Here is a 21,790-nt window from a genome sequence, read left to right on the forward strand (position 1 = left end):
GAGATCAATGAAATGAAAAGAGCTGAGAAAAAAGCTTCAAATAAATTAGTTGGGATCATGATTGCTCTTGCTGCAGTTGTCGTAATTGTTGCTGGTTTTATTTTCTTCAATCCATTTGGGGGAGGGAAATCTTCTAGCACAGCTAAAAAGACAACTAGTACAAGCTCAACCAAACAAGCAGCTAAATATGAACCAAGTCAAGAAGAAAAAGATTATTTAAAAAATCGTTTTGCCCAATTAACTGCGGTTAATCCAGAAACAATTGGTTATGTTTATGCACCAGGTACTGAATTGGATGAACCAGTAGTTCAAACGACTGATAATGAAACCTATTTGAATAAGACTTTTGATGGTGGGAACGAACCTCTTATGGGAACTGTTTTCATGGATACCGATAACAAAAAGGACTTTAGCGATCGTTTGACTTGGCTCTTTGGTCATGCACGTGGCAGTAAAGTTGCAGATCATCGCATGTTTAATGATGTTAATTTCTATGATAAACAAGATTATTTTGATCAACATCCCTATGTTGTGATTGAAACTCCTGATCGTAAATATTACTACGAAGCGATGTGCTTGGTTATCGTCCCAGAGGATACTGCTTTTTATCGTACAAGCTTTACAGATGATAAAGATTTTACAACGCAGTTGAAAAAAGTTTACGAAGATGGGCAAACGAAGAATCCTAATATCAAGATTAAGGCATCTGATAAATATTTGGTATTGTCAACTTGTCGCGAAGAGGATGAAACCATTCGTGCAAACCTTTATCTTCGTCAAATCCCTGATTCAGAAATGAAGGATTTTGTGGCGAAACATGCAGATCAATTGAAATATGTGGCAACACGTGGTCAACAATAATAACAAAAAGGCTTAGGCCTTTTTTGTTATGTCTAGTATTTGTAGGAAATGTCTTGTAATCTGTTCATCTATCTTCTTTTTATCCTATATCTAGTAGGTTGAGCCTTTGCGATGGACTTCCATTTATAGTATAATGAATATAAGTGTATTTGGAGGTGTTTTATGGATTTAACGAAACGCTTTAATAAGAATCTAAATCGGATTGAAGTTTCTTTGATTCGTCAGTTTGACCAATCAATTTCTTCCATTCCTGGTGTCTTGCGTTTGACTTTGGGGGAACCGGATTTTACAACTCCTGAACATGTGAAAGAAGCTGGAAAGGCTGCTATTGACGCGAACTTTAGTCATTATACAGGAATGAGTGGCTTGCTGGCTTTGCGTGAGGCTGCGAGTCAGTTTGTGGCTGATAAATATGGTATTTACTATTGTCCTGAGGATGAGATATTGGTGACGATCGGTGCGACTGAAGCCCTGTCTGCAACTTTGACAGCAATCTTGGAACCTGGAGATGTAGTATTACTCCCAGCACCGGCCTACCCTGGTTATGAACCCATTGTGAATTTGGTTGGGGCGGAGATTGTCGAAATTGATACGACAGCAGATCGTTTTGTCTTGACTCCTGAAAAGTTGGAAAAGGCGATTCTAGAGCAGGGTGAAAAATTGAAGGCTGTTATTCTCAATTATCCAGCTAACCCAACGGGTGTTACTTATTCGCGCGAACAGATGGCGGAATTGGCTGCTGTCTTAAAAAAATATGAAGTCTTTGTGATTTGTGATGAAGTCTATTCAGAGTTGACTTATACTGGAGAAGCGCATGTCTCTATGGCATCCTTCATTCCTGAGCAGACCATTGTCATTAATGGCTTATCTAAGTCTCATGCCATGACAGGCTGGCGCCTTGGCTTTATCTTTGCCCCAGCTGCATTGACGGCCCAACTTATCAAGAGTCATCAGTATTTGGTAACAGCTGCTGGAACTATGAATCAGTATGCTGCGATTGAGGCCTTGACTGCTGGTCGGGATGATGCGGAGCCAATGAAGAAGGAATATGTGAAGCGTCGTGATTATATTATTGAAAAAATGTCCGCGCTTGGGTTTGAGATTATTAAGCCGGATGGAGCTTTCTATATTTTTGCTAAAATCCCAGCTGGTTTTAATCAAGATTCCTTCGCTTTCTTGCAGGATTTTGCGCGTGAAAAAGCGGTTGCTTTTATTCCTGGTGCTGCTTTTGGTCAATATGGTGAAGGTTATGTGCGTTTGTCGTATGCAGCCAGCATGGAGGTTATCAAGGAAGCTATGAAACGCTTGAAGGAGTATATGGAAGAACATGCTGGAGTCAATTGAGACCCGGGGAATTGTCCTGTATAATCGGGAATTTCGTGAGGATGACAAGTTGGTCAAAATCTTCACGGAGAAGTCAGGCAAGCGGATGTTTTTTGTGAACCATGCAGGAAAATCACGGTTGAATTCCATGTTGCAACCATTGGTAACGGCAGATATGTTGCTGAAAATTAATGATGATGGGTTGAGTTATATTGATGATTTTCAAGATGTGCAGGTTTATAAGAAAATCAATGCAGATCTTTTTGCCCTTTCTTATGCGACCTATGTTCTAGCGCTTGCGGATGCAAGTATTCATGATAATCAGGTGGATCCGGCCTTGTTTGCTTTTTTGGAGAAGACCTTGTTATTGATGGAAGAGGGACTGGATTATGAGGTTTTGACCAATATTTTTGAGATTCAGATTCTATCACGGTTTGGAGTTATCTTGAATCTGCATGAATGCTGTTTCTGCCATCGAGTTGGACTTCCTTTTGATTACTCTTTTCGGTATAGTGGGGTCCTTTGTCCGGATCATTATGATCGGGATGAGAGACGAGCCCATTGGCATCCGAATGTTCTCTATTTATTGGATCAATTTCAAGCGGTACGATTCAGTGAGCTAGAGACCATTTCCCTACAAGCGGAGATGAAAGCAGCTTTGCGTCAGGCAATCGATCAGTTGTATGAGGAGTATGTAGGGATCCATTTAAAAGCTAAAAAGTTTATTGATTCCTTGAGTGATTGGGGAGCGATTATGAAAGATTCATCTGGAGGTGAAACATGAAAAAAATTGCAGTAGATGCAATGGGGGGCGATAATGCACCTCAAGCCTTGGTAGAAGGCGTGAATCAAGCCATTCGTGATTTTGATGATATTGAGATTGTCTTGTATGGCGATGAAACAAAAATTAAAGACTATTTAACCGCAACAGAACGTGTCTCGATTGTGCATACGGAAGAAAAAATCGATTCAGATGATGAGCCAGCGCGGGCTATTCGTCGGAAGAAACAGGCTTCTATGGTCTTAGCTGCCAAGGATGTGAAGGCTGGTGATGTCGATGCCATGCTATCTGCGGGAAATACAGGTGCCTTGTTGGCAGCAGGTTTCTTTATCGTTGGACGGATCAAAGGGGTGGAACGTCCAGGTTTGATGTCCACACTTCCGACGGTTGATGGTCGCGGGTATGATATGCTAGACTTAGGTGCCAATGCGGAAAATACACCGGAGCACTTGCATCAGTATGCTCTGATGGGGTCTTACTACGCGGAAAATGTTCGTGGGATTCAAAAACCACGTGTGGGTCTATTGAATAATGGGACAGAAGCTAGTAAGGGAGATCCTTTGCGCAAGGAAACTTATCAATTGTTATCTGAGGATGAGTCGATTCATTTTGTTGGAAACGTGGAAGCGCGTGACTTGATGGATGGCGTTGCTGATGTCGTTGTGGCGGATGGTTTCACGGGAAACGCTGTTTTGAAAACGATGGAAGGAACGGCTTTTGGAATCTTGAAGCAATTGAAACAAGCGATTGCCACTGGAAACTGGAAGGCGAAATTGGGAGCTTTTCTGCTCAAGGACCGTTTGAAATCATTGAAACAAACCTTAGATTTCTCAGATGTTGGAGGGGCTGTCTTGTTTGGTCTTCAAGCACCTGTTGTTAAAACGCATGGTTCGAGTGATGCCAAAGCAGTCTATAGTACCATTCGTCAAGTTCGAACCATGTTAGAGACAGATGTTATTGGAAAATCAGTGAAGGAATTATCGAAAAAGGATTAATATATGAGTAAACAGAATGAAATTTTAGCTACGATTGAAACATTTCTTAAAGATCGCAATGGGGAAAATTTTCAAGTATCCTTGGAATCAGATTTACGCAAGGATTTACAGGCGGACTCTGTTGAGTTGATGGAATTTATTATCAATCTTGAGGATGAATATCAAATGGAGATTCCAGATAAGGCCATTGATGAATTTAACACAGTGGGAGACGTTGTCGACTATATCGAAAAACGAACTGCTGTCCATTAATTGAAAAAGGATCGTTCAGAGATTATTCTGAATGGTCTTTTTTTCTGTTCTTTTCATTCGGATTCTGCTTATATTGTACGGAATTTTATTGAAAATACACTTTGTATGTGATAGAATGAAGGTGATAAAATACGAAAGGCGAACAAAGTCATGACCAATCAACTGATTTATACTGGAAAAGCTAAGGATATCTATACTACTGAGGACGAACATGTGATTAAGTCGGTCTATAAGGACCAGGCCACTATGCTAAATGGGGCTCGTAAGGAGACTATTAAGGGAAAAGGTGTGCTAAATAATCAGATTTCGTCTCTTATTTTTGAAAAATTGAATGCTGCGGGTGTTGCGACGCACTTTATCGAACGTATCTCTGATACCGAACAATTGAATAAGAAGGTTAAAATTATTCCTTTGGAGGTGGTTCTTCGTAACGTGACGGCAGGTTCTTTTTCTAAACGTTTTGGCGTTGAAGAAGGTTTGGATCTGGAAACTCCAATCGTTGAATTTTACTACAAGAACGATGATTTGGACGATCCATTCATCAATGATGAACATGTGAAGTTTTTGGATATTGCCAATGATGAGCAAATTGCCTATATCAAAGAAGAAACACGTCGCATCAATGAATTGCTGAAAGATTGGTTTGCACAAATTGGTCTTCGTTTGATTGACTTCAAATTGGAATTTGGTTTTGATAAGGATGGCAAGATTATCTTGGCAGATGAATTCTCTCCAGACAACTGTCGTCTTTGGGATGCTGAAGGACACCATATGGACAAGGATGTTTTCCGTAGAGATTTGGGTAGTTTAACGGATGTATATCAGGTTGTGTTGGAGAAATTACAGGGCTTGAAGTAATCTTTTTGAAACGGAAAACCTTCGTCTTCGATAACATGTTTGAATAGAAATAAAGGAAATAAAATGGATAAACGTATTTTCGTTGAGAAAAAAGCTGATTTTCGTGTGAAATCGGACTCTTTAGTAAAAGAATTGCAGCATAATCTTCAGTTGAAAACGTTGAAGGATCTTCGGATTGTTCAGGTTTACGATGTTTTTGGTTTGGCAGAGGACTTGTTTGCGCGTGCGGAAAAACACATCTTCTCTGAGCAAGTGACCGATACTGTTTTGGATGAAGCTACGGTTCAGGCTGATCTTGAGAAATATGCTTTCTTTGCGATCGAAAGCTTGCCTGGTCAATTTGACCAACGTGCAGCATCTTCACAAGAAGCTTTGCTTTTGCTTGGTAGTTCAAATGATGTAACAGTGAACACAGCACAACTTTACTTGGTTAACAAGGATATTGATGCGAATGAGTTGGAAGCTGTCAAAAACTACCTTTTGAACCCAGTGGATTCTCGTTTCAAAGATATCACTGTTGCCATTGCGAAACAGGATTTCTCTGAGTCTGACAAGACTATTCCAAGCTTGGATTTCTTTGAAACTTATACGGCAGAAGATTTTGCACAGTATAAGGCTGAGCAAGGATTGGCCATGGAAGTGGATGACCTTCTCTTCATTCAAGATTACTTCAAATCCATTGGACGGGTGCCAACTGAGACTGAGTTGAAGGTTTTGGATACTTACTGGTCTGACCACTGCCGTCATACAACTTTCGAGACTGAGTTGAAAAACATCGACTTCTCAGCTTCTAAATTTGAAAAACAATTGCAAGCGACTTATGACAAGTATATTGCCATGCGTGATGAGTTGGGACGTACAGAAAAACCTCAAACTTTGATGGATATGGCGACTATTTTTGGCCGTTATGAGCGTGCAAATGGTCGTTTGGATGACATGGAAGTGTCTGATGAAATCAATGCCTGCTCTGTTGAAATTGAAGTGGATGTCAATGGTGTCAAAGAACCATGGCTTCTCATGTTCAAGAACGAAACGCACAACCACCCAACGGAAATCGAACCATTTGGTGGAGCGGCTACTTGTATCGGTGGTGCCATTCGTGACCCATTGTCAGGGCGTTCTTACGTTTACCAAGCCATGCGTATCTCAGGTGCTGGTGATATTACAGCTCCAATTTCAGAAACTCGCGCTGGTAAATTGCCACAACAAGTGATTTCTAAAACAGCGGCTCACGGTTATTCTTCATATGGTAACCAAATTGGTCTTGCAACAACTTATGTTCGTGAATACTTCCACCCAGGTTTCGTTGCTAAGCGTATGGAGCTAGGTGCAGTTGTCGGTGCGGCTCCTAAGGAAAATGTTGTCCGTGAGAAACCTGAAGCAGGTGATGTCGTGATTCTTCTCGGTGGGAAAACTGGACGTGACGGTGTCGGTGGTGCGACAGGTTCTTCTAAAGTTCAAACGGTTGAATCTGTTGAAACAGCTGGTGCTGAGGTTCAAAAAGGGAATGCCATCGAAGAACGGAAGATTCAACGTCTTTTCCGTAATGGGGATGTGACACGTCTGATCAAGAAATCAAATGACTTTGGTGCTGGTGGTGTCTGTGTGGCTATTGGTGAATTGGCAGATGGTCTTGAAATTGATCTAGACAAAGTGCCATTGAAATACCAAGGTTTGAATGGTACAGAAATTGCCATCTCTGAATCTCAAGAACGGATGGCTGTCGTGGTCCGTCCAGAAGATGTAGATGCCTTCGTTGCTGAATGTAACAAAGAAAATATTGATGCTGTTGTTGTTGCGACAGTGACTGAAAAACCAAATCTTGTCATGCACTGGAATGGTGAAACCATCGTTGATTTGGAACGTCGTTTCCTTGATACAAACGGTGTACGTGTGGTTGTAGATGCTAAGGTGGTTGACAAGGATGTCCAGCTTCCAGAAGAACGTCAAACATCTGCTGAAACCCTTGAAGCTGATACTCTTGAAGTCTTGGCTGACCTGAACCATGCCAGTCAAAAAGGGTTACAAACTATCTTTGATAGCTCAGTTGGTCGTTCAACAGTTAATCACCCACTCGGTGGTCGCTACCAAATCACACCAACGGAAGCTTCTGTACAAAAATTGCCAGTCCAACATGGCGTGACAACAACTGCATCTGTCATGGCGCAAGGGTTCAACCCATATATCGCAGAATGGTCTCCATATCATGGTGCTGCCTATGCAGTCATCGAAGCAACAGCTCGTTTGGTTGCTGCTGGTGCAAACTGGTCTAAGGCTCGTTTCTCTTACCAAGAATACTTCGAGCGTATGGATAAACAAGCAGAGCGTTTTGGTCAACCAGTATCAGCTCTCCTTGGATCAATTGAAGCTCAGATTCAACTTGGTTTGCCATCTATCGGTGGGAAAGACTCGATGTCTGGTACCTTTGAAGAATTGACAGTACCACCAACCTTGGTTGCTTTTGGGGTAACAACTGCGGATAGCCGTAAGGTTCTTTCTCCAGAATTCAAAGCTGCTGGTGAAAATATTTACTACATTCCTGGTCAAGCTTTGGCACAAGAAATTGACTTCGATCTTATTAAATCTAACTTTGCTCAGTTTGAAGCCATCCAAGCTGACCATAAAGTCACAGCTGCATCAGCTGTTAAATATGGTGGTGTGGTTGAAGCTCTTGCCCTTGCAACATTTGGTAACCATATCGGAGCAAATGTCGAATTAGCTGACCTTGACACTAGCTTGACAGCCCAATTGGGCGGATTCATCTTCACATCGCCTGAAGAAATTGCAGGTGTTGCCAAGATTGGACAAACAGTAGCTGACTTTACACTTACTGTCAATGGTGTAACGCTTGATGGACACAAACTTGACAGTGCCTTCCAAGGTAAATTGGAAGAGGTTTACCCAACGGAATTTGCACAAGCAACTGAGTTGGAAGAAGTACCAGCTGTGGCATCAGATGCTGTGATCAAAGCAAAAGAAACAGTTGAAACACCAGTGGTTTACATCCCAGTATTCCCAGGTACCAACTCAGAATATGACTCCGCTAAGGCCTTTGAAAAAGAAGGTGCCAAAGTTAACCTGGTACCATTTGTTACACTCAACGAAGAAGCGATTGTCAAGTCTGTTGACACCATGGTTGACAACATTGAAAAAGCCAACATTATCTTCTTTGCAGGTGGTTTCTCAGCAGCGGATGAACCAGATGGATCAGCTAAATTTATCGTGAACATCTTGCTCAATGAAAAAGTACGTGCAGCTATCGATAGCTTCATCGAAGGTGGTGGTTTGATTATCGGTATCTGTAACGGATTCCAAGCCCTTGTTAAATCTGGTCTTCTTCCATATGGTAACTTTGAAGATGCAAGTAGCACGAGTCCAACCCTCTTCTACAACGATGCCAACCAACACGTGGCTAAGATGGTGGAAACACGGATTGCCAACACGAACTCACCATGGCTTGCCGGCGTGAAAGTTGGTGACATTCATGCCATCCCAGTATCACACGGTGAAGGTAAATTTGTCGTGACAGCTGAGGAGTTTGCAGAGCTTCGCGACAATGGTCAAATCTTTACCCAATATGTTGACTTCGAAGGTAAACCAAGCATGGATTCTAAATACAATCCAAATGGATCTGTGAATGCGATCGAAGGTATCACCAGTAAGAACGGTCAAATTATTGGGAAGATGGGCCACTCAGAACGTTTCGAAGACGGTCTCTTCCAAAATATTCCAGGAAATAAAGATCAACATCTCTTTGCATCAGCAGTTAAATACTTTACTGGAAAATAAAAGGTATACAAAATGACATACGAAGTTAAATCTCTTAATGAGGAGTGTGGAGTCTTTGGGATTTGGGGACATCCAGACGCAGCAAAACTCACCTATTTTGGTCTTCACAGTCTCCAACACCGAGGACAAGAGGGAGCAGGCATCTTGGCTAATGATCAAGGAACCTTGAGACGTCATCGGGATACAGGTCTGCTTTCAGAAGTCTTTCGGAATCCTACTAACTTGGATAAGTTGACAGGAACGGGAGCGATTGGCCATGTTCGCTATGCGACAGCTGGGGAAGCTTCGGTGGATAACATCCAGCCCTTCCTCTTTCGCTTTCATGATACGCAGTTTGGACTGGCCCACAACGGGAATTTGACCAATGCTAAGTCCCTCAAACGGGAGTTGGAAAATAACGGAGCGATCTTTAGCTCAACTTCTGATTCAGAAATCTTGGCCCACTTGATTCGTCGGAGCCACAACCCATCCTTCATGGGTAAGGTGAAAGAAGCCTTGAATACAGTGAAAGGTGGATTTGCTTACCTTCTCATGCTGGAAGATAAGCTGATTGCGGCCTTGGATCCAAATGGTTTCCGTCCTCTTTCGATTGGGAAAATGGCTAATGGGGCCATCGTAGTTTCCTCTGAAACCTGTGCCTTTGAAGTGGTTGGCGCAGAGTGGATTCGGGATGTAAATCCGGGTGAAGTCGTGATCATCGATGATAACGGCATCACTTACGACAACTATACAACGGACACCCAATTGGCTGTTTGTTCGATGGAATATATCTACTTTGCCCGCCCGGACTCCAATATCCAAGGGGTCAATGTCCATACAGCTCGTAAACGTATGGGGGCTCAATTGGCACGTGAATTTAAACATGAAGCAGATATTGTGATCGGTGTACCGAACTCTTCACTTAGTGCAGCTATGGGATTTGCAGAAGAATCCGGCCTACCAAATGAAATGGGCTTGATTAAAAATCAATATACCCAACGGACCTTTATCCAACCAACACAAGAACTACGGGAGCAAGGGGTTCGGATGAAGCTCTCTGCCGTATCCGGTGTCGTGAAAGGCAAACGGGTTGTCATGATCGATGATTCTATCGTACGTGGGACAACATCACGTCGAATTGTGAAGTTATTGAAAGAAGCAGGAGCTACAGAGGTCCACGTAGCAATCGGTAGCCCAGCCCTTGCCTACCCATGTTTCTACGGGATCGATATTCAAACACGTAAGGAATTGATTGCTGCCAATCACACAGTAGAGGAAACACGCGATATCATTGGTGCAGATAGCTTGACGTATTTGTCAATCGATGGCTTGATTGATTCTATTGGAATCGATACAGATGCCCCAAATGGCGGTCTTTGTGTGGCTTACTTTGATGGAAAATATCCAACACCTTTGTATGACTACGAAGAACGCTATGTGGAAAGTTTGAAAGAACATACTTCTTTCTATTAAGAGCAGTGCAAAAGAAAAGGAATGAAACAAATGACAAATAAAAATGCTTATGCTCCACGTCTCACTACTGACTAAAAGCTAAAGCATTTGTCAGTAGACGCTTTGCCCTATGGGACCAAAGCTAGAGACCTGACTAGTATTTTTAGATAAAATAATTGTTTATCTAAAAATACGTCGCACTCTTTCTCAAAAAAAGAAAAGGATTAAAAAATGACAAATAAGAATGCATACGCTCAATCTGGCGTAGACGTTGAAGCAGGTTATGAAGTTGTTGAACGGATCAAAAAACACGTAGCTCGTACGGAACGTGCAGGTGTTATGGGAGCTCTCGGTGGTTTCGGAGGCATGTTCGACCTTTCAAAATCAGGTGTCAAAGAGCCCGTTTTGATCTCAGGTACAGATGGTGTCGGTACTAAACTCATGCTTGCTATTAAGTACGACAAACACGATACGATAGGTCAAGACTGTGTCGCTATGTGTGTTAACGATATCATCGCTGCAGGTGCGGAGCCCCTTTACTTCCTTGACTACGTAGCAACTGGTAAAAATGAACCAGCTAAATTGGAGCAGGTTGTTGCTGGTGTTGCTGAAGGTTGTGTGCAAGCTGGTGCAGCCCTTATTGGTGGTGAAACTGCTGAAATGCCTGGTATGTATGGTGAAGACGACTATGATTTGGCAGGTTTCGCGGTAGGTATCGCAGAAAAATCTCAAATCATCGACGGCTCAAAAGTAGCTAAAGGGGATGTGATTCTTGGACTTGCTTCAAGCGGTATCCACTCAAATGGTTACTCACTTGTTCGTCGTGTCTTTGCGGACTATACAGGTGAAGAAGTTCTCCCAGAATTGGAAGGGAAGAAACTCAAAGACGTTCTTTTGGAACCAACTCGTATCTACGTCAAAGCAGCATTGCCACTCATCAAAGAAGAATTGGTCAACGGAATTGCCCACATCACAGGTGGTGGTTTCATCGAAAATGTACCACGTATGTTCTCAGATGACTTGGCTGCTGAAATTGACGAAAGCAAAGTCCCAGTTCTTCCAATTTTCAAAGCTCTTGAAAAATATGGCCAAATCAAACATGAAGAAATGTTTGAAATCTTCAACATGGGGATTGGTCTCATGCTTGCGGTGAAACCAGAAAACGTTGAACGTGTCAAAGAACTTCTTGACGAACCTGTTTATGAAATCGGTCGTATTGTGAAGAAAGATGGCGCAAGTGTGGTGATTAAATAATGGCTAAAAGGATTGCTGTATTTGCCTCTGGCAACGGCTCAAACTTCCAGGTGATTGCAGAACAATTTCCAGTAGAATTTGTTTTTTCAGACCACCGGGATGCCTATGTCTTAGAACGGGCCAAGAATCTTGGTGTGGCTAGTCATGCCTTTGAACTCAAGGAATTTGACAATAAAGTAGCTTATGAAGAAGCGATTGTTCACCTCTTGGATGAACACCAAATTGACTTGGTTTGCTTGGCGGGTTATATGAAAATCGTCGGTCCAACCTTGCTAGCAGCTTATGAAGGCCGTATCATCAATATTCACCCGGCTTATCTCCCTGAATTCCCTGGTGCTCATGGTATTGAGGATGCTTGGAATGCAGGTGTTGATCAGTCTGGTGTGACTATCCATTGGGTGGATTCTGGTGTTGATACCGGTAAGGTTATCAAGCAAGTCCGTGTACCGCGCCTTGAAGGGGATACCCTTGATACTTTCGAAACGCGCATCCACGAAACAGAGTACAAGCTCTATCCAGAAGTCTTGGAACGTTTGGGAGTAGTACGGAAATAAGGAAGCCATTGATCGGAAAGAACATTTTCGACTGTAGCAGATAAAGAACTTTTTTAAAAAAGGAAAAGAAAGAAAATGACTAAACGCGCACTAATTAGTGTATCAGATAAAGCGGGCATTGTTGAATTTGCCCAAGAACTCAAAAAACTTGGTTGGGACATTATCTCAACAGGTGGGACCAAAGTTGCCCTTGACAATGCTGGAGTAGATACCATTGCCATCGATGATGTGACTGGTTTCCCAGAAATGATGGACGGTCGTGTAAAGACCCTCCACCCAAATATCCACGGTGGTCTCCTCGCTCGTCGTGACCTCGATAGCCACCTTCAAGCAGCTAAGGACAATAATATCGAATTGATTGACCTTGTTGTGGTCAACCTTTACCCATTCAAGGAAACCATCCTTAAACCAGATGTGACTTACGCTGACGCGGTGGAGAACATTGATATCGGTGGACCATCCATGCTTCGTTCAGCAGCGAAGAACCACGCTAGCGTAACGGTTGTGGTAGACCCTGCTGACTATGCTGTGGTGCTTGACGAGTTGGCAGTCAACGGCGAAACCACATACGAAACTCGCCAACGTCTGGCAGCTAAGGTTTTCCGCCACACAGCAGCCTATGATGCCTTGATCGCAGAATACTTCACAGCTCAAGTGGGTGAAAGTAAACCTGAAAAACTTACTTTGACTTACGATCTCAAGCAACCAATGCGTTACGGTGAAAATCCTCAACAAGACGCAGACTTCTACCAAAAAGCTTTGCCAACGGATTACTCCATCGCTTCAGCAAAGCAGCTGAACGGTAAAGAATTGTCCTTCAACAATATCCGTGACGCTGATGCCGCTATCCGGATCATCCGTGATTTCAAAGACCGTCCAACTGTTGTGGCCTTGAAACACATGAACCCATGTGGGATCGGTCAAGCTGACGACATCGAAACTGCTTGGGACTACGCTTATGAGTCTGACCCAGTATCCATCTTCGGTGGGATCGTGGTTCTCAATCGTGAGGTGGACGCTGCGACATCTCAAAAAATGCATGGCGTTTTCCTCGAAATCATCATCGCGCCAAGCTATACAGATGAAGCGCTTGAAATCTTGACAACCAAGAAGAAAAACTTGCGGATCCTCGAATTGCCATTTGACGCTCAAGATGCTAGTGAAGTGGAAGCAGAATACACTGGTGTTGTTGGTGGTCTCCTCGTTCAAAACCAAGACGTCGTCAAAGAAAGTCCCGCTGACTGGCAAGTGGTTACCAAACGCCAACCAACTGATACAGAAGCGACAGCTCTTGAGTTTGCTTGGAAAGCTATCAAGTATGTGAAATCAAATGGGATCATCGTGACCAACGACCACATGACACTTGGTGTTGGCCCAGGTCAAACCAATCGTGTGGCATCTGTCCGTATCGCTATTGATCAAGCTAAAGACCGTCTTGACGGCGCTGTTCTTGCTTCCGATGCCTTCTTCCCATTTGCAGATAACGTAGAAGAAATCGCAAAAGCGGGTATCAAAGCCATCATCCAACCAGGTGGTTCTGTTCGTGACCAAGAGTCAATCGAAGCGGCTGATAATTATGGTTTGACCATGGTCTTTACAGGTGTGAGACATTTTAGACATTAATCAAATAAGGCGCTCATTCAACGATGAGTGCCTTTTCTGCTGGTTAAGAAGACCTTAATCGGGGTAGATGTAGGTGACGGTTCCCCAGATGGGGTTGGTTGGATCGAACCAACCGCGGAAGTTGTCGATATAGCGGTGGCCGTTGTAGTTAGCCTCTTGGATCTGAATTTTTTGGTCATGTTCGACGTCCGTAACCAAGGCGACATGGCCATATCCCCCATTGTCCCAACAGGCGATGGCACCGACCTCTGGAGTGTCTCCTGTCCGGAATCCCGCAGCGCGTGCACTAGCTGCCCACATGCCGCCATTTCCCCACCAGTTGTGAGCCCAAGGGGCTAATTCTTTGGCTCCCCAGGTACACTCACCGATTGGATAGGTATTTCCCGGGTGTGTCGCGAGTGGAGTGAGCCTTGGCTTTGCCTTTTCCACTTGAAAGCTAGTGGGGAATAGTCCTTTTAGTTGTCCCTGGCTTTTCTGGTAGACGTGGAGATGAAATAGCCCGCTTCCCTTGTGTTTTTGAACTTGAAATCGCAGTTGGAAATGTCCAGGTGCGATCTTCTTTGCGGGATACCAGACCAGATCATCCTGCCCATTTTCTTCAGACCAGATGGGGAAGACAATCTCGTCAACGTCTTCGAATAACTTGAGCTGGATGTCAAATTCTTGTGAGGAGATGGGTGTGATCGTGATCTTGGGTTGGGAGGAGGCGAGGTCTTTTTGCTGGACGCTGGTCGTGAGAGGGTAAAGGCCGGTTAACTGTTCATTTGCCTCCACCCCATAGACATGAACATGATAAAGTCCGGCTTGATCAGAATGGTTGGTCAATGGCACTTGTAGGTCAAATCCCTTGTCACTGCGTTCCACAGGATACCAAATCAGGTCATCTTGGCCATTTTGATCAGACCAGACGGGAACTTGGATCTTTTGATACTTATCCGGGACGTTTCCAAGATGAATCATCAGCTGCCCTTTTTCGGCATAGATAGCATTGGTTGCTTGATCTGCATGGGCAATAGAGGCTTGCATCCCCCATGTCGCACAAGTCAGTACAACAAATTTTTTGATCGTTTGCATAATACTCCTTTTCGTCAATTAGTAGGTCTCACCTATACTATTCGGAAAAAAATGAGAAATAGGAGAAAATAGCAAAAAATGTTTGGATTCTACTGGAAATAGGAGACTTTTGCTGAAATCATTAGAATAAAACGAACGATTATGATATAATTTAATAAAATAATTCGCAAAAGAGGTTCGAGATGAAACTTTTGGTTGTTGGATCTGGCGGTCGTGAGCATGCGATTGCTAAGAAATTGTTGGAGCCTACAAACGTTGAGCAGGTTTTTGTGGCTCCTGGTAATGATGGGATGCGATTAGACGGTCTTGATTTGATCAATATCGGAATTTCCGAACATTCTAAGCTGATTGACTTCGCAAAAGTCAACGATATTGCTTGGACCTTTATCGGTCCAGATGATGCCCTTGCAGCTGGTATCGTGGATGATTTCAATGTGGCTGGACTCAAAGCCTTTGGTCCTACCAAGGCTGCGGCTGAGCTGGAGTGGTCTAAGGATTTTGCTAAGGAAATCATGGTCAAATACGACGTTCCGACAGCAGCCTATGGAACCTTTTCAGATTTCGAGGAAGCTAAGGCTTATATCGAGGGGAAAGGCGCTCCAATCGTCGTCAAGGCAGACGGCTTGGCCCTAGGGAAAGGTGTCGTCGTTGCGGAGACGGTTGAGCAAGCAGTTGAAGCCGCTCACGAGATGCTTTTGGACAATAAATTCGGTGATTCAGGTGCGCGTGTGGTCATCGAGGAATTCCTTGACGGAGAAGAGTTCTCTCTCTTTGCCTTTGTCAACGGGGACAAGTTCTACATCATGCCAACGGCACAGGACCACAAACGTGCCTACGATGGGGACAAGGGTCCTAACACTGGTGGGATGGGTGCCTATGCGCCAGTTCCTCACTTACCACAGAGCGTGGTTGACACGGCGGTTGACACTATTGTCAAGCCAGTTCTTGAAGGCATGATTAAAGAAGGGCGTCCGTACCTTGGTGTCCTTTACGCGGGGCTTATCTTGACAACTGATGGACCAAAAGTCATCGAGTTCAACTCACGCTTTGGAGACCCTGAAACGCAAATCATCTTGCCTCGTTTGACATCTGACTTTGCACAAAATATCACTGACATTTTGGATGGCAAAGAGCCAGCCATCACTTGGACGGACAAGGGTGTGACATTGGGCGTGGTTGTAGCCTCAAACGGCTACCCACTCGCTTATGAGAAGGGTGTCAAGCTTCCAGCCAAGACAGATGGTGACATCATCACTTACTATGCTGGTGCCAAATTCGCTGAAAACGGGCAAGACCTCCTCTCAAACGGAGGACGCGTTTATATGCTCGTCACAACAGCAGATACTGTCAAAGACGGCCAAAACATCATCTACAACGAACTCAATAAACAAAACACAGAAGGCCTGTTCTATCGTACGGATATCGGTAGCAAGGCGATAAAGTAGAAGTACAAGAATAGCGCGACGAAGTCGCTAAACCCGATAATGGTCGCCGTGGTGAAAAGACCGGAACAGCATCTGTTCTGGTCGGGGGAAACTTTGAGACCTTAGGCTCAAAGTTTAGGAATGAAACCGAAGGTTTGCTTCCGTCCCCACCACCTAAGACCATTATCAAAAAAAGAAAAAGGAAAAATTATGACTAAACCAGTAATTTCCATCATCATGGGCTCAAAATCCGACTGGGCAACCATGCAAAAAGCCGCTGAAGTCCTCGACAACTTCGGCGTTGCTTACGAAAAGAAAGTTGTTTCCGCACACCGTACACCGGACCTCATGTTCAAACATGCCGAGGAAGCACGTAGCCGTGGCATCAAGGTCATCATCGCAGGTGCGGGTGGTGCTGCTCACTTGCCAGGTATGGTTGCTGCTAAAACAACCCTTCCAGTTATCGGGGTACCCGTCAAATCACGTGCCCTTAGTGGTGTGGATTCGCTCTATTCCATCGTTCAGATGCCAGGCGGAGTGCCTGTCGCAACTATGGCGATCGGTGAAGCGGGTGCGACCAACGCTGCCCTCTTTGCCCTCCGTCTTCTTTCGGTAGAGGACCAGGCTATTGCGACAGCGTTAGCAGATTTCGCAGAAGAACAAGGAAAAATCGCAGAGGAGTCTACAAATGAGCTCAACTAAAACCATTGGCATCATCGGTGGTGGCCAGCTCGGTCAGATGATGGCGATCTCAGCTATCTACATGGGACACAAGGTTATTGCGTTGGACCCAGCAGCTGATTGCCCAGCCTCCCGTGTGGCAGAAATCATCGTGGCCCCTTACGACGACGTGGATGCCCTTCGTCAGTTGGCGGACCGTTGTGATGTTCTCACTTATGAATTTGAAAATGTCGATGCTGACGGTTTGGATGCTGTTATCAAAGATGGACAACTCCCACAAGGGACAGACCTCCTCCGAATCTCCCAAAACCGGATCTTTGAGAAGGACTTTCTTTCCAACAAGGCCCAAGTCACTGTAGCACCATATAAGGTCGTAACTTCTAGCAAAGACTTGGCAGATATCGACCTCTCGAAAAACTATGTCCTCAAGACAGCGACCGGTGGTTACGACGGCCATGGTCAGAAGGTCATTCGTTCAGAAGCAGACTTGGAAGAAGCATACACTTTAGCGGACTCAGCAGACTGCGTTTTAGAAGAGTTCGTCAACTTTGATCTTGAGATTTCAGTCATCGTGTCTGGTAATGGCAAGGACGTGACGGTTTTCCCAGTTCAGGAAAATATCCACCGCAACAACATTCTTTCAAAAACCATTGTGCCTGCTCGCATTTCAGAAAGTCTAGCTGAAAAAGCCAAAGTCATGGCAGTACGAATCGCTGAACAACTGAATCTCTCTGGTACACTTTGTGTAGAAATGTTTGCGACAGCAGATGATATCATTGTCAATGAAATCGCGCCACGTCCACACAACTCAGGTCATTACTCAATCGAAGCCTGCGACTTCTCCCAGTTTGATACCCATATCTTGGGAGTTCTAGGAGCACCACTCCCAGCAATTCACCTTCATGCTCCTGCTGTTATGCTCAATGTTCTCGGCCAACATGTCGAGGCTGCTGAAACATATGTGACAGAAAATCCGAGCGCTCACCTCCACTTATATGGTAAACTAGAAGCAAAGCACAACCGCAAAATGGGACATGTGACTTTGTTTAGTGATGTGCCAGACGAGGTTGAAGAGTTTGGGAAAGGGATTGATTTTTAAGTGAAAATAGCGATTCTAGGACTTGGAGTCATCGGGACCACTTATGCCTACGCCTTTCAAAAAGCAGGCCATCAAGTAGAGCACGTACTGAGAGATAGTAAGAAAAGCACTGCTCCGAAGGAGTTGTCGGTTGATCTGCTAGATGGTCGCTATCATTCCAAAGGTGAAAATAAACACGACACCTATGAGGTTCATGTGGCGGAAGCTGATTCGGAATATGATTTTATTTTTCTGAGTGTGCGTCATGGATTTGTCAAAGAAGCTGTGGAAACCTTGCGAAATAATCAGATCAAAGGGACTCTTGTTTTCTTCTGTAATTTCTGGGATACTCGAAAAGTGGTACAGGAGTGGGCAGGAGATTATGACTATATTCTGGCCTTTCCGACAGCGGGCGGTCACATGCAGGAGGACCATTTGGATGGTGTCTTGTTTGACCATTTAATGCTAGAAGGTGAGCAAAAAGCACAGATTTCTAACTATGCTGATCTGACAACTTTACTGACTTCTGCAGATTTGAAGTGGGAAGTGCCTCATGATATGGTCGAGTGGATTTGGATTCATATGGCGATTAATGCGGGTGTCACTTCAACAGCTGCTCGCTCAGGAAATCTGGAAAATCCAGAAGAATTGGCTCTGAACTTGATGAATAGTTCATCGGAATTGTCATTGGCCATCAAGACCATTCGAGAAGCTTTGAAAGTCGTAGAAGCGCGTGGCGTGAATTTGAAGCTTTATAAGGCAGAACTCTTACCCTACAAAATTCCCGCTTGGATAGCCGGTAAAGCCATGAAAGTCATGTTTGCGAAAAATGAGCTGACCCGAAAAATCATGACCTTGCACAATGACAAACAGGACATCTTCTATTGTTGTCAAAGTGTTTATCAAACTGGTCAGGAATTAGGTGTCAAGATGCCTATTCTGGAAGCAAATATGAAGGGCATTTCGATTTAGGAGGTTTTATGATTCAACTCATTGTCAACGCCTTTGTTGAAAAAGAGAAGACAGGGGCAGTCGTCGAAGTCTTGTATGCTAGTAGCGATCACGAAAAAGTGAAAGCTAAGTATGAAGAGCTGACTGCTCAATATCCTGAAAACTATTTAGCCATCTATGATGTCCCGATGGATACGGATTTGAATACACTGGATCACTATCCATCTGTGTGGATCGGGAAAGAAGAATTTGAATAAAAGACTGTTGGTTGCTAACTGATGTGAAACATCAAAAGAAAGGAAAATTAAACATGATTGATAGATATAGCCGCCCTGAGATGGCGAACATTTGGACTGAAGAAAATAAATACCGTGCTTGGCTTGAGGTGGAAATCTTGGCTGACGAAGCATGGGCTGAATTGGGAGAAATCCCTAAGGAAGATGTGGCTTTGATTCGTGAAAAAGCGGACTTTGACATCGACCGTATTTTGGAAATCGAGCAGCAAACTCGTCACGATGTGGTGGCTTTCACACGTGCGGTTTCTGAGACGCTTGGTGAAGAACGTAAGTGGGTTCACTATGGTTTGACTTCTACTGACGTAGTAGATACGGCCTATGGTTACCTCTACAAACAAGCCAACGACATCATCCGCAAGGACCTTGAAAACTTCCTTAACATCATTGCTGACAAAGCGAAAGAACACAAGTTCACCATCATGATGGGTCGTACGCACGGTGTGCACGCTGAGCCGACAACTTTTGGTCTTAAATTGGCAACTTGGTACAGCGAAATGAAACGGAACATCGAGCGTTTCGAGCATGCGGCTGCTGGCGTGGAAGCTGGTAAAATTTCTGGTGCGGTTGGTAACTTTGCCAACATCCCACCATTCGTTGAAAAATACGTCTGCGACAAATTGGGTATCCGTGCTCAAGAAATCTCTACACAGGTCCTTCCTCGTGACCTTCACGCTGAGTACTTTGCAGTTCTTGCGAGCATCGCAACATCTATCGAACGTATGGCAACGGAAATCCGTGGTCTTCAAAAATCTGAACAACGTGAAGTGGAAGAGTTCTTTGCCAAAGGTCAAAAAGGGTCTTCAGCAATGCCTCACAAACGTAACCCAATCGGTTCTGAAAACATGACAGGCCTTGCGCGTGTTATCCGTGGTCACATGGTGACAGCTTATGAAAACGTAGCCCTTTGGCACGAACGTGATATCTCTCACTCATCAGCTGAGCGTATCATCGCACCAGACACAACAATCTTGATTGATTACATGCTCAACCGTTTCGGAAACATTGTTAAGAACTTGACAGTCTTCCCAGAAAACATGATCCGCAACATGAACTCTACATTTGGTTTGATCTTCAGCCAACGTGCGATGCTTACTTTGATTGAAAAAGGCATGACACGTGAGCAAGCTTACGACCTTGTTCAACCAAAGACTGCCCAATCATGGGATAACCAAGTGGACTTCAAGCCACTTCTTGAATCAGATCCAGAGGTAACTTCACGCCTCACTCAAGAAGAAATCGACGAAATCTTCAATCCAACTTACTACACCAAACGGGTGGATGAAATCTTCGAACGCATCGGTTTGGGTGACTAATCGCAACGAAAAACGGGAATTTGAAAAATAGACGAAAGAGGCTGGGCAAAAACTGTCCAGCCTTTGATGTTTGATAAGAATAACCGCAAGATGCAGTGGTTGATTGCTCAAAGCACTGCTTTGAGGTGGTGGATAGGACTTGTGAAGCAAGTATCCTAAGTCTTTGTTCGCTTATGAAGCTCCAAAGATGACCTATGGTGACGGAAACAATGTTTCCTTTATCTGCAGTCTTCAACAGTCTCCCAGACTGTTGAAGCTATGCGGGGTGATAAGATCGAAAAAGTTCGGGGAACCTTTTCGATCTTTTTTAATTCCTCGGAGTTCTTTCCCACTTCCTTTTTTAAACTTTTTATAGCCAAACTATCACTAATTATATATATTTTTATAGAGGGCTTTAGAAATCGCTTTCAACGTGTTATACTGAACCTATAAAAAAAGACCGAGGTGTCTCAGTCTTTTTGGTTCTTAGTGATCGCGACTACAGGAGATGAATTTAATCTTGTAGTAGTCACCGCGTTTATAGGTTTCCGTGTATTCAAGGATTTGGCCAGTTGCTTCTAGCTTGGTCGTCTTCACTTGTTTGACCGTTGGGAAATTTTCGTCGATCTTTAATACTTTGGCCACCTTGCTAGGTGTAGGGAAGACGATTTCGTTGACTTCTTCGAAGTGCTCATCATTCATATGAATGTGGTAGTCTTCTTTGAAGCGATCATAGATAGAGCTATAGTATTCCAAATTTGGATAGTTTGGATTGATGTATTGTTCAGGAATATAGGTTTGGTGGAAGATATACGTATCATCCTCTATTTGACGAGTCCGTTCGATCTTATAGTAGAATTGCGTTGGATTGAGGCCTAGTTTGTCTAGGATGTTCAAGGTATTTCCGCGTTTAATAGAGAGAACTTTGACTTTGGCCTTTTGGATGGGGAAAGTTTCAACATCTGAAAACTCAACCAGTTTGTGTTTTCGAGCACGAGAAACAAAGGTCCCTTTTCCTTGCTGGCGGACAATGTAACCATCAGTAGCGAGGTCGTTCAAAGCACGGACAACGGTGATAGAGCTGACATCATAAATTTTAATGAGTTCAGCTTCCGTATAAAATTTATCTCCATTTTCAAATTTTCCTGAGATAATTTGCTGCTTCAATTCATCTTTGATGTGTTGGTACTTTGGAATTGCCATAGTGCTACCTCTCTTTAGATTTCTCTTATGTAACCTTATTTTAACATATTTTTTACAAAAGTGTTGACAT

Annotated in this window: 19 protein-coding genes; 17 read left to right on the plus strand and 2 right to left on the minus strand. The window is 43.8% G+C overall.

Features of this window, described 5'->3' with window-relative positions:
• Positions 1-12 precede the first annotated feature (12 nt).
• The 11 genes from srtB to purH all read left to right on the plus strand — a co-directional run bounded on the left by srtB (position 13) and on the right by purH (position 13,721).
• A complete protein-coding gene (gene srtB / locus HMPREF0833_RS07455; RefSeq protein WP_013904382.1) occupies positions 13-861 on the plus strand; it encodes a class B sortase, LPKTxAVK-specific in 849 nt (282 codons plus the stop codon).
• A 162-nt stretch (positions 862-1,023) separates the two neighbouring features.
• Positions 1,024-2,205, plus strand: a complete 1,182-nt coding sequence (locus tag HMPREF0833_RS07460) for a pyridoxal phosphate-dependent aminotransferase (RefSeq protein WP_013904383.1) — start codon at positions 1,024-1,026, stop codon at positions 2,203-2,205.
• Positions 2,189-2,968, plus strand: a complete 780-nt coding sequence (gene recO / locus HMPREF0833_RS07465) for a DNA repair protein RecO (RefSeq protein WP_003015298.1) — start codon at positions 2,189-2,191, stop codon at positions 2,966-2,968. The genes HMPREF0833_RS07460 and recO overlap by 17 nt, the downstream gene beginning before the upstream one ends.
• Positions 2,965-3,960: a phosphate acyltransferase PlsX gene (plsX, locus tag HMPREF0833_RS07470; RefSeq protein WP_013904384.1), complete on the plus strand. Its 996-nt coding sequence runs from the start codon at positions 2,965-2,967 to the stop codon at positions 3,958-3,960. Before recO ends, plsX begins: the two co-directional genes overlap by 4 nt.
• Before the next feature lie 3 nt (positions 3,961-3,963).
• Positions 3,964-4,212: an acyl carrier protein gene (locus HMPREF0833_RS07475; protein WP_013904385.1), complete on the plus strand. Its 249-nt coding sequence runs from the start codon at positions 3,964-3,966 to the stop codon at positions 4,210-4,212.
• 150 nt (positions 4,213-4,362) lie between these two features.
• The gene (purC, locus tag HMPREF0833_RS07480; RefSeq protein WP_013904386.1) at positions 4,363-5,070 is read left to right on the plus strand and encodes a phosphoribosylaminoimidazolesuccinocarboxamide synthase; all 708 of its coding nucleotides are present in this window, start codon (positions 4,363-4,365) and stop codon (positions 5,068-5,070) included.
• A 63-nt stretch (positions 5,071-5,133) separates the two neighbouring features.
• Positions 5,134-8,859: a phosphoribosylformylglycinamidine synthase gene (locus HMPREF0833_RS07485; protein ID WP_013904387.1), complete on the plus strand. Its 3,726-nt coding sequence runs from the start codon at positions 5,134-5,136 to the stop codon at positions 8,857-8,859.
• Positions 8,860-8,871: 12 nt separating this feature from the next.
• Complete coding sequence (gene purF, locus HMPREF0833_RS07490; RefSeq protein WP_013904388.1) at positions 8,872-10,311, plus strand: amidophosphoribosyltransferase; 1,440 nt, start codon at positions 8,872-8,874, stop codon at positions 10,309-10,311.
• Between the two features lie 210 nt (positions 10,312-10,521).
• Positions 10,522-11,544, plus strand: coding sequence for a phosphoribosylformylglycinamidine cyclo-ligase (purM, locus tag HMPREF0833_RS07495; protein WP_013904389.1), 1,023 nt, complete (start codon positions 10,522-10,524; stop codon positions 11,542-11,544).
• Entirely contained in the window at positions 11,544-12,098 is a 555-nt protein-coding gene (gene purN, locus HMPREF0833_RS07500) for a phosphoribosylglycinamide formyltransferase (protein WP_013904390.1), read from the plus strand. Before purM ends, purN begins: the two co-directional genes overlap by 1 nt.
• A 75-nt stretch (positions 12,099-12,173) precedes the next feature.
• Positions 12,174-13,721: a bifunctional phosphoribosylaminoimidazolecarboxamide formyltransferase/IMP cyclohydrolase gene (purH, locus tag HMPREF0833_RS07505; RefSeq protein ID WP_013904391.1), complete on the plus strand. Its 1,548-nt coding sequence runs from the start codon at positions 12,174-12,176 to the stop codon at positions 13,719-13,721.
• Positions 13,722-13,775: 54 nt separating this feature from the next.
• Here purH and HMPREF0833_RS07510 read toward each other — a convergent pair whose 3' ends face one another.
• Complete coding sequence (locus HMPREF0833_RS07510) at positions 13,776-14,795, minus strand: GBS Bsp-like repeat-containing protein (protein WP_013904392.1); 1,020 nt, start codon at positions 14,793-14,795, stop codon at positions 13,776-13,778.
• A gap of 182 nt (positions 14,796-14,977) precedes the next feature.
• Between HMPREF0833_RS07510 and purD the strand changes: the two genes are divergently transcribed.
• From purD to purB, 6 genes are all read left to right on the plus strand, one after another.
• Positions 14,978-16,240 (plus strand): phosphoribosylamine--glycine ligase, encoded by a 1,263-nt coding sequence (purD, locus tag HMPREF0833_RS07515; RefSeq protein WP_013904393.1) that lies wholly within the window; start codon positions 14,978-14,980, stop codon positions 16,238-16,240.
• A 189-nt stretch (positions 16,241-16,429) separates the two neighbouring features.
• A complete protein-coding gene (purE, locus tag HMPREF0833_RS07520) occupies positions 16,430-16,921 on the plus strand; it encodes a 5-(carboxyamino)imidazole ribonucleotide mutase (RefSeq protein WP_013904394.1) in 492 nt (163 codons plus the stop codon).
• Positions 16,908-17,999, plus strand: coding sequence for a 5-(carboxyamino)imidazole ribonucleotide synthase (gene purK, locus HMPREF0833_RS07525; RefSeq protein WP_013904395.1), 1,092 nt, complete (start codon positions 16,908-16,910; stop codon positions 17,997-17,999). Before purE ends, purK begins: the two co-directional genes overlap by 14 nt.
• On the plus strand, positions 18,000-18,950 hold the full coding sequence (locus tag HMPREF0833_RS07530) for a ketopantoate reductase family protein (RefSeq protein WP_013904396.1): 951 nt from the start codon (positions 18,000-18,002) through the stop codon (positions 18,948-18,950).
• 8 nt (positions 18,951-18,958) lie between these two features.
• Complete coding sequence (locus tag HMPREF0833_RS07535; protein WP_013904397.1) at positions 18,959-19,186, plus strand: hypothetical protein; 228 nt, start codon at positions 18,959-18,961, stop codon at positions 19,184-19,186.
• Positions 19,187-19,239: 53 nt separating this feature from the next.
• Entirely contained in the window at positions 19,240-20,538 is a 1,299-nt protein-coding gene (purB, locus tag HMPREF0833_RS07540; protein WP_041818395.1) for an adenylosuccinate lyase, read from the plus strand.
• A 465-nt stretch (positions 20,539-21,003) separates the two neighbouring features.
• Here the strand turns inward: purB and HMPREF0833_RS07545 are convergent, their stop codons facing one another.
• Complete coding sequence (locus HMPREF0833_RS07545; protein ID WP_013904399.1) at positions 21,004-21,720, minus strand: GntR family transcriptional regulator; 717 nt, start codon at positions 21,718-21,720, stop codon at positions 21,004-21,006.
• Between the last annotated feature and the right edge of the window lie 70 nt (positions 21,721-21,790).

Source organism: Streptococcus parasanguinis ATCC 15912 (assembly GCF_000164675.2).
Lineage (GTDB): Bacteria > Bacillota > Bacilli > Lactobacillales > Streptococcaceae > Streptococcus > Streptococcus parasanguinis.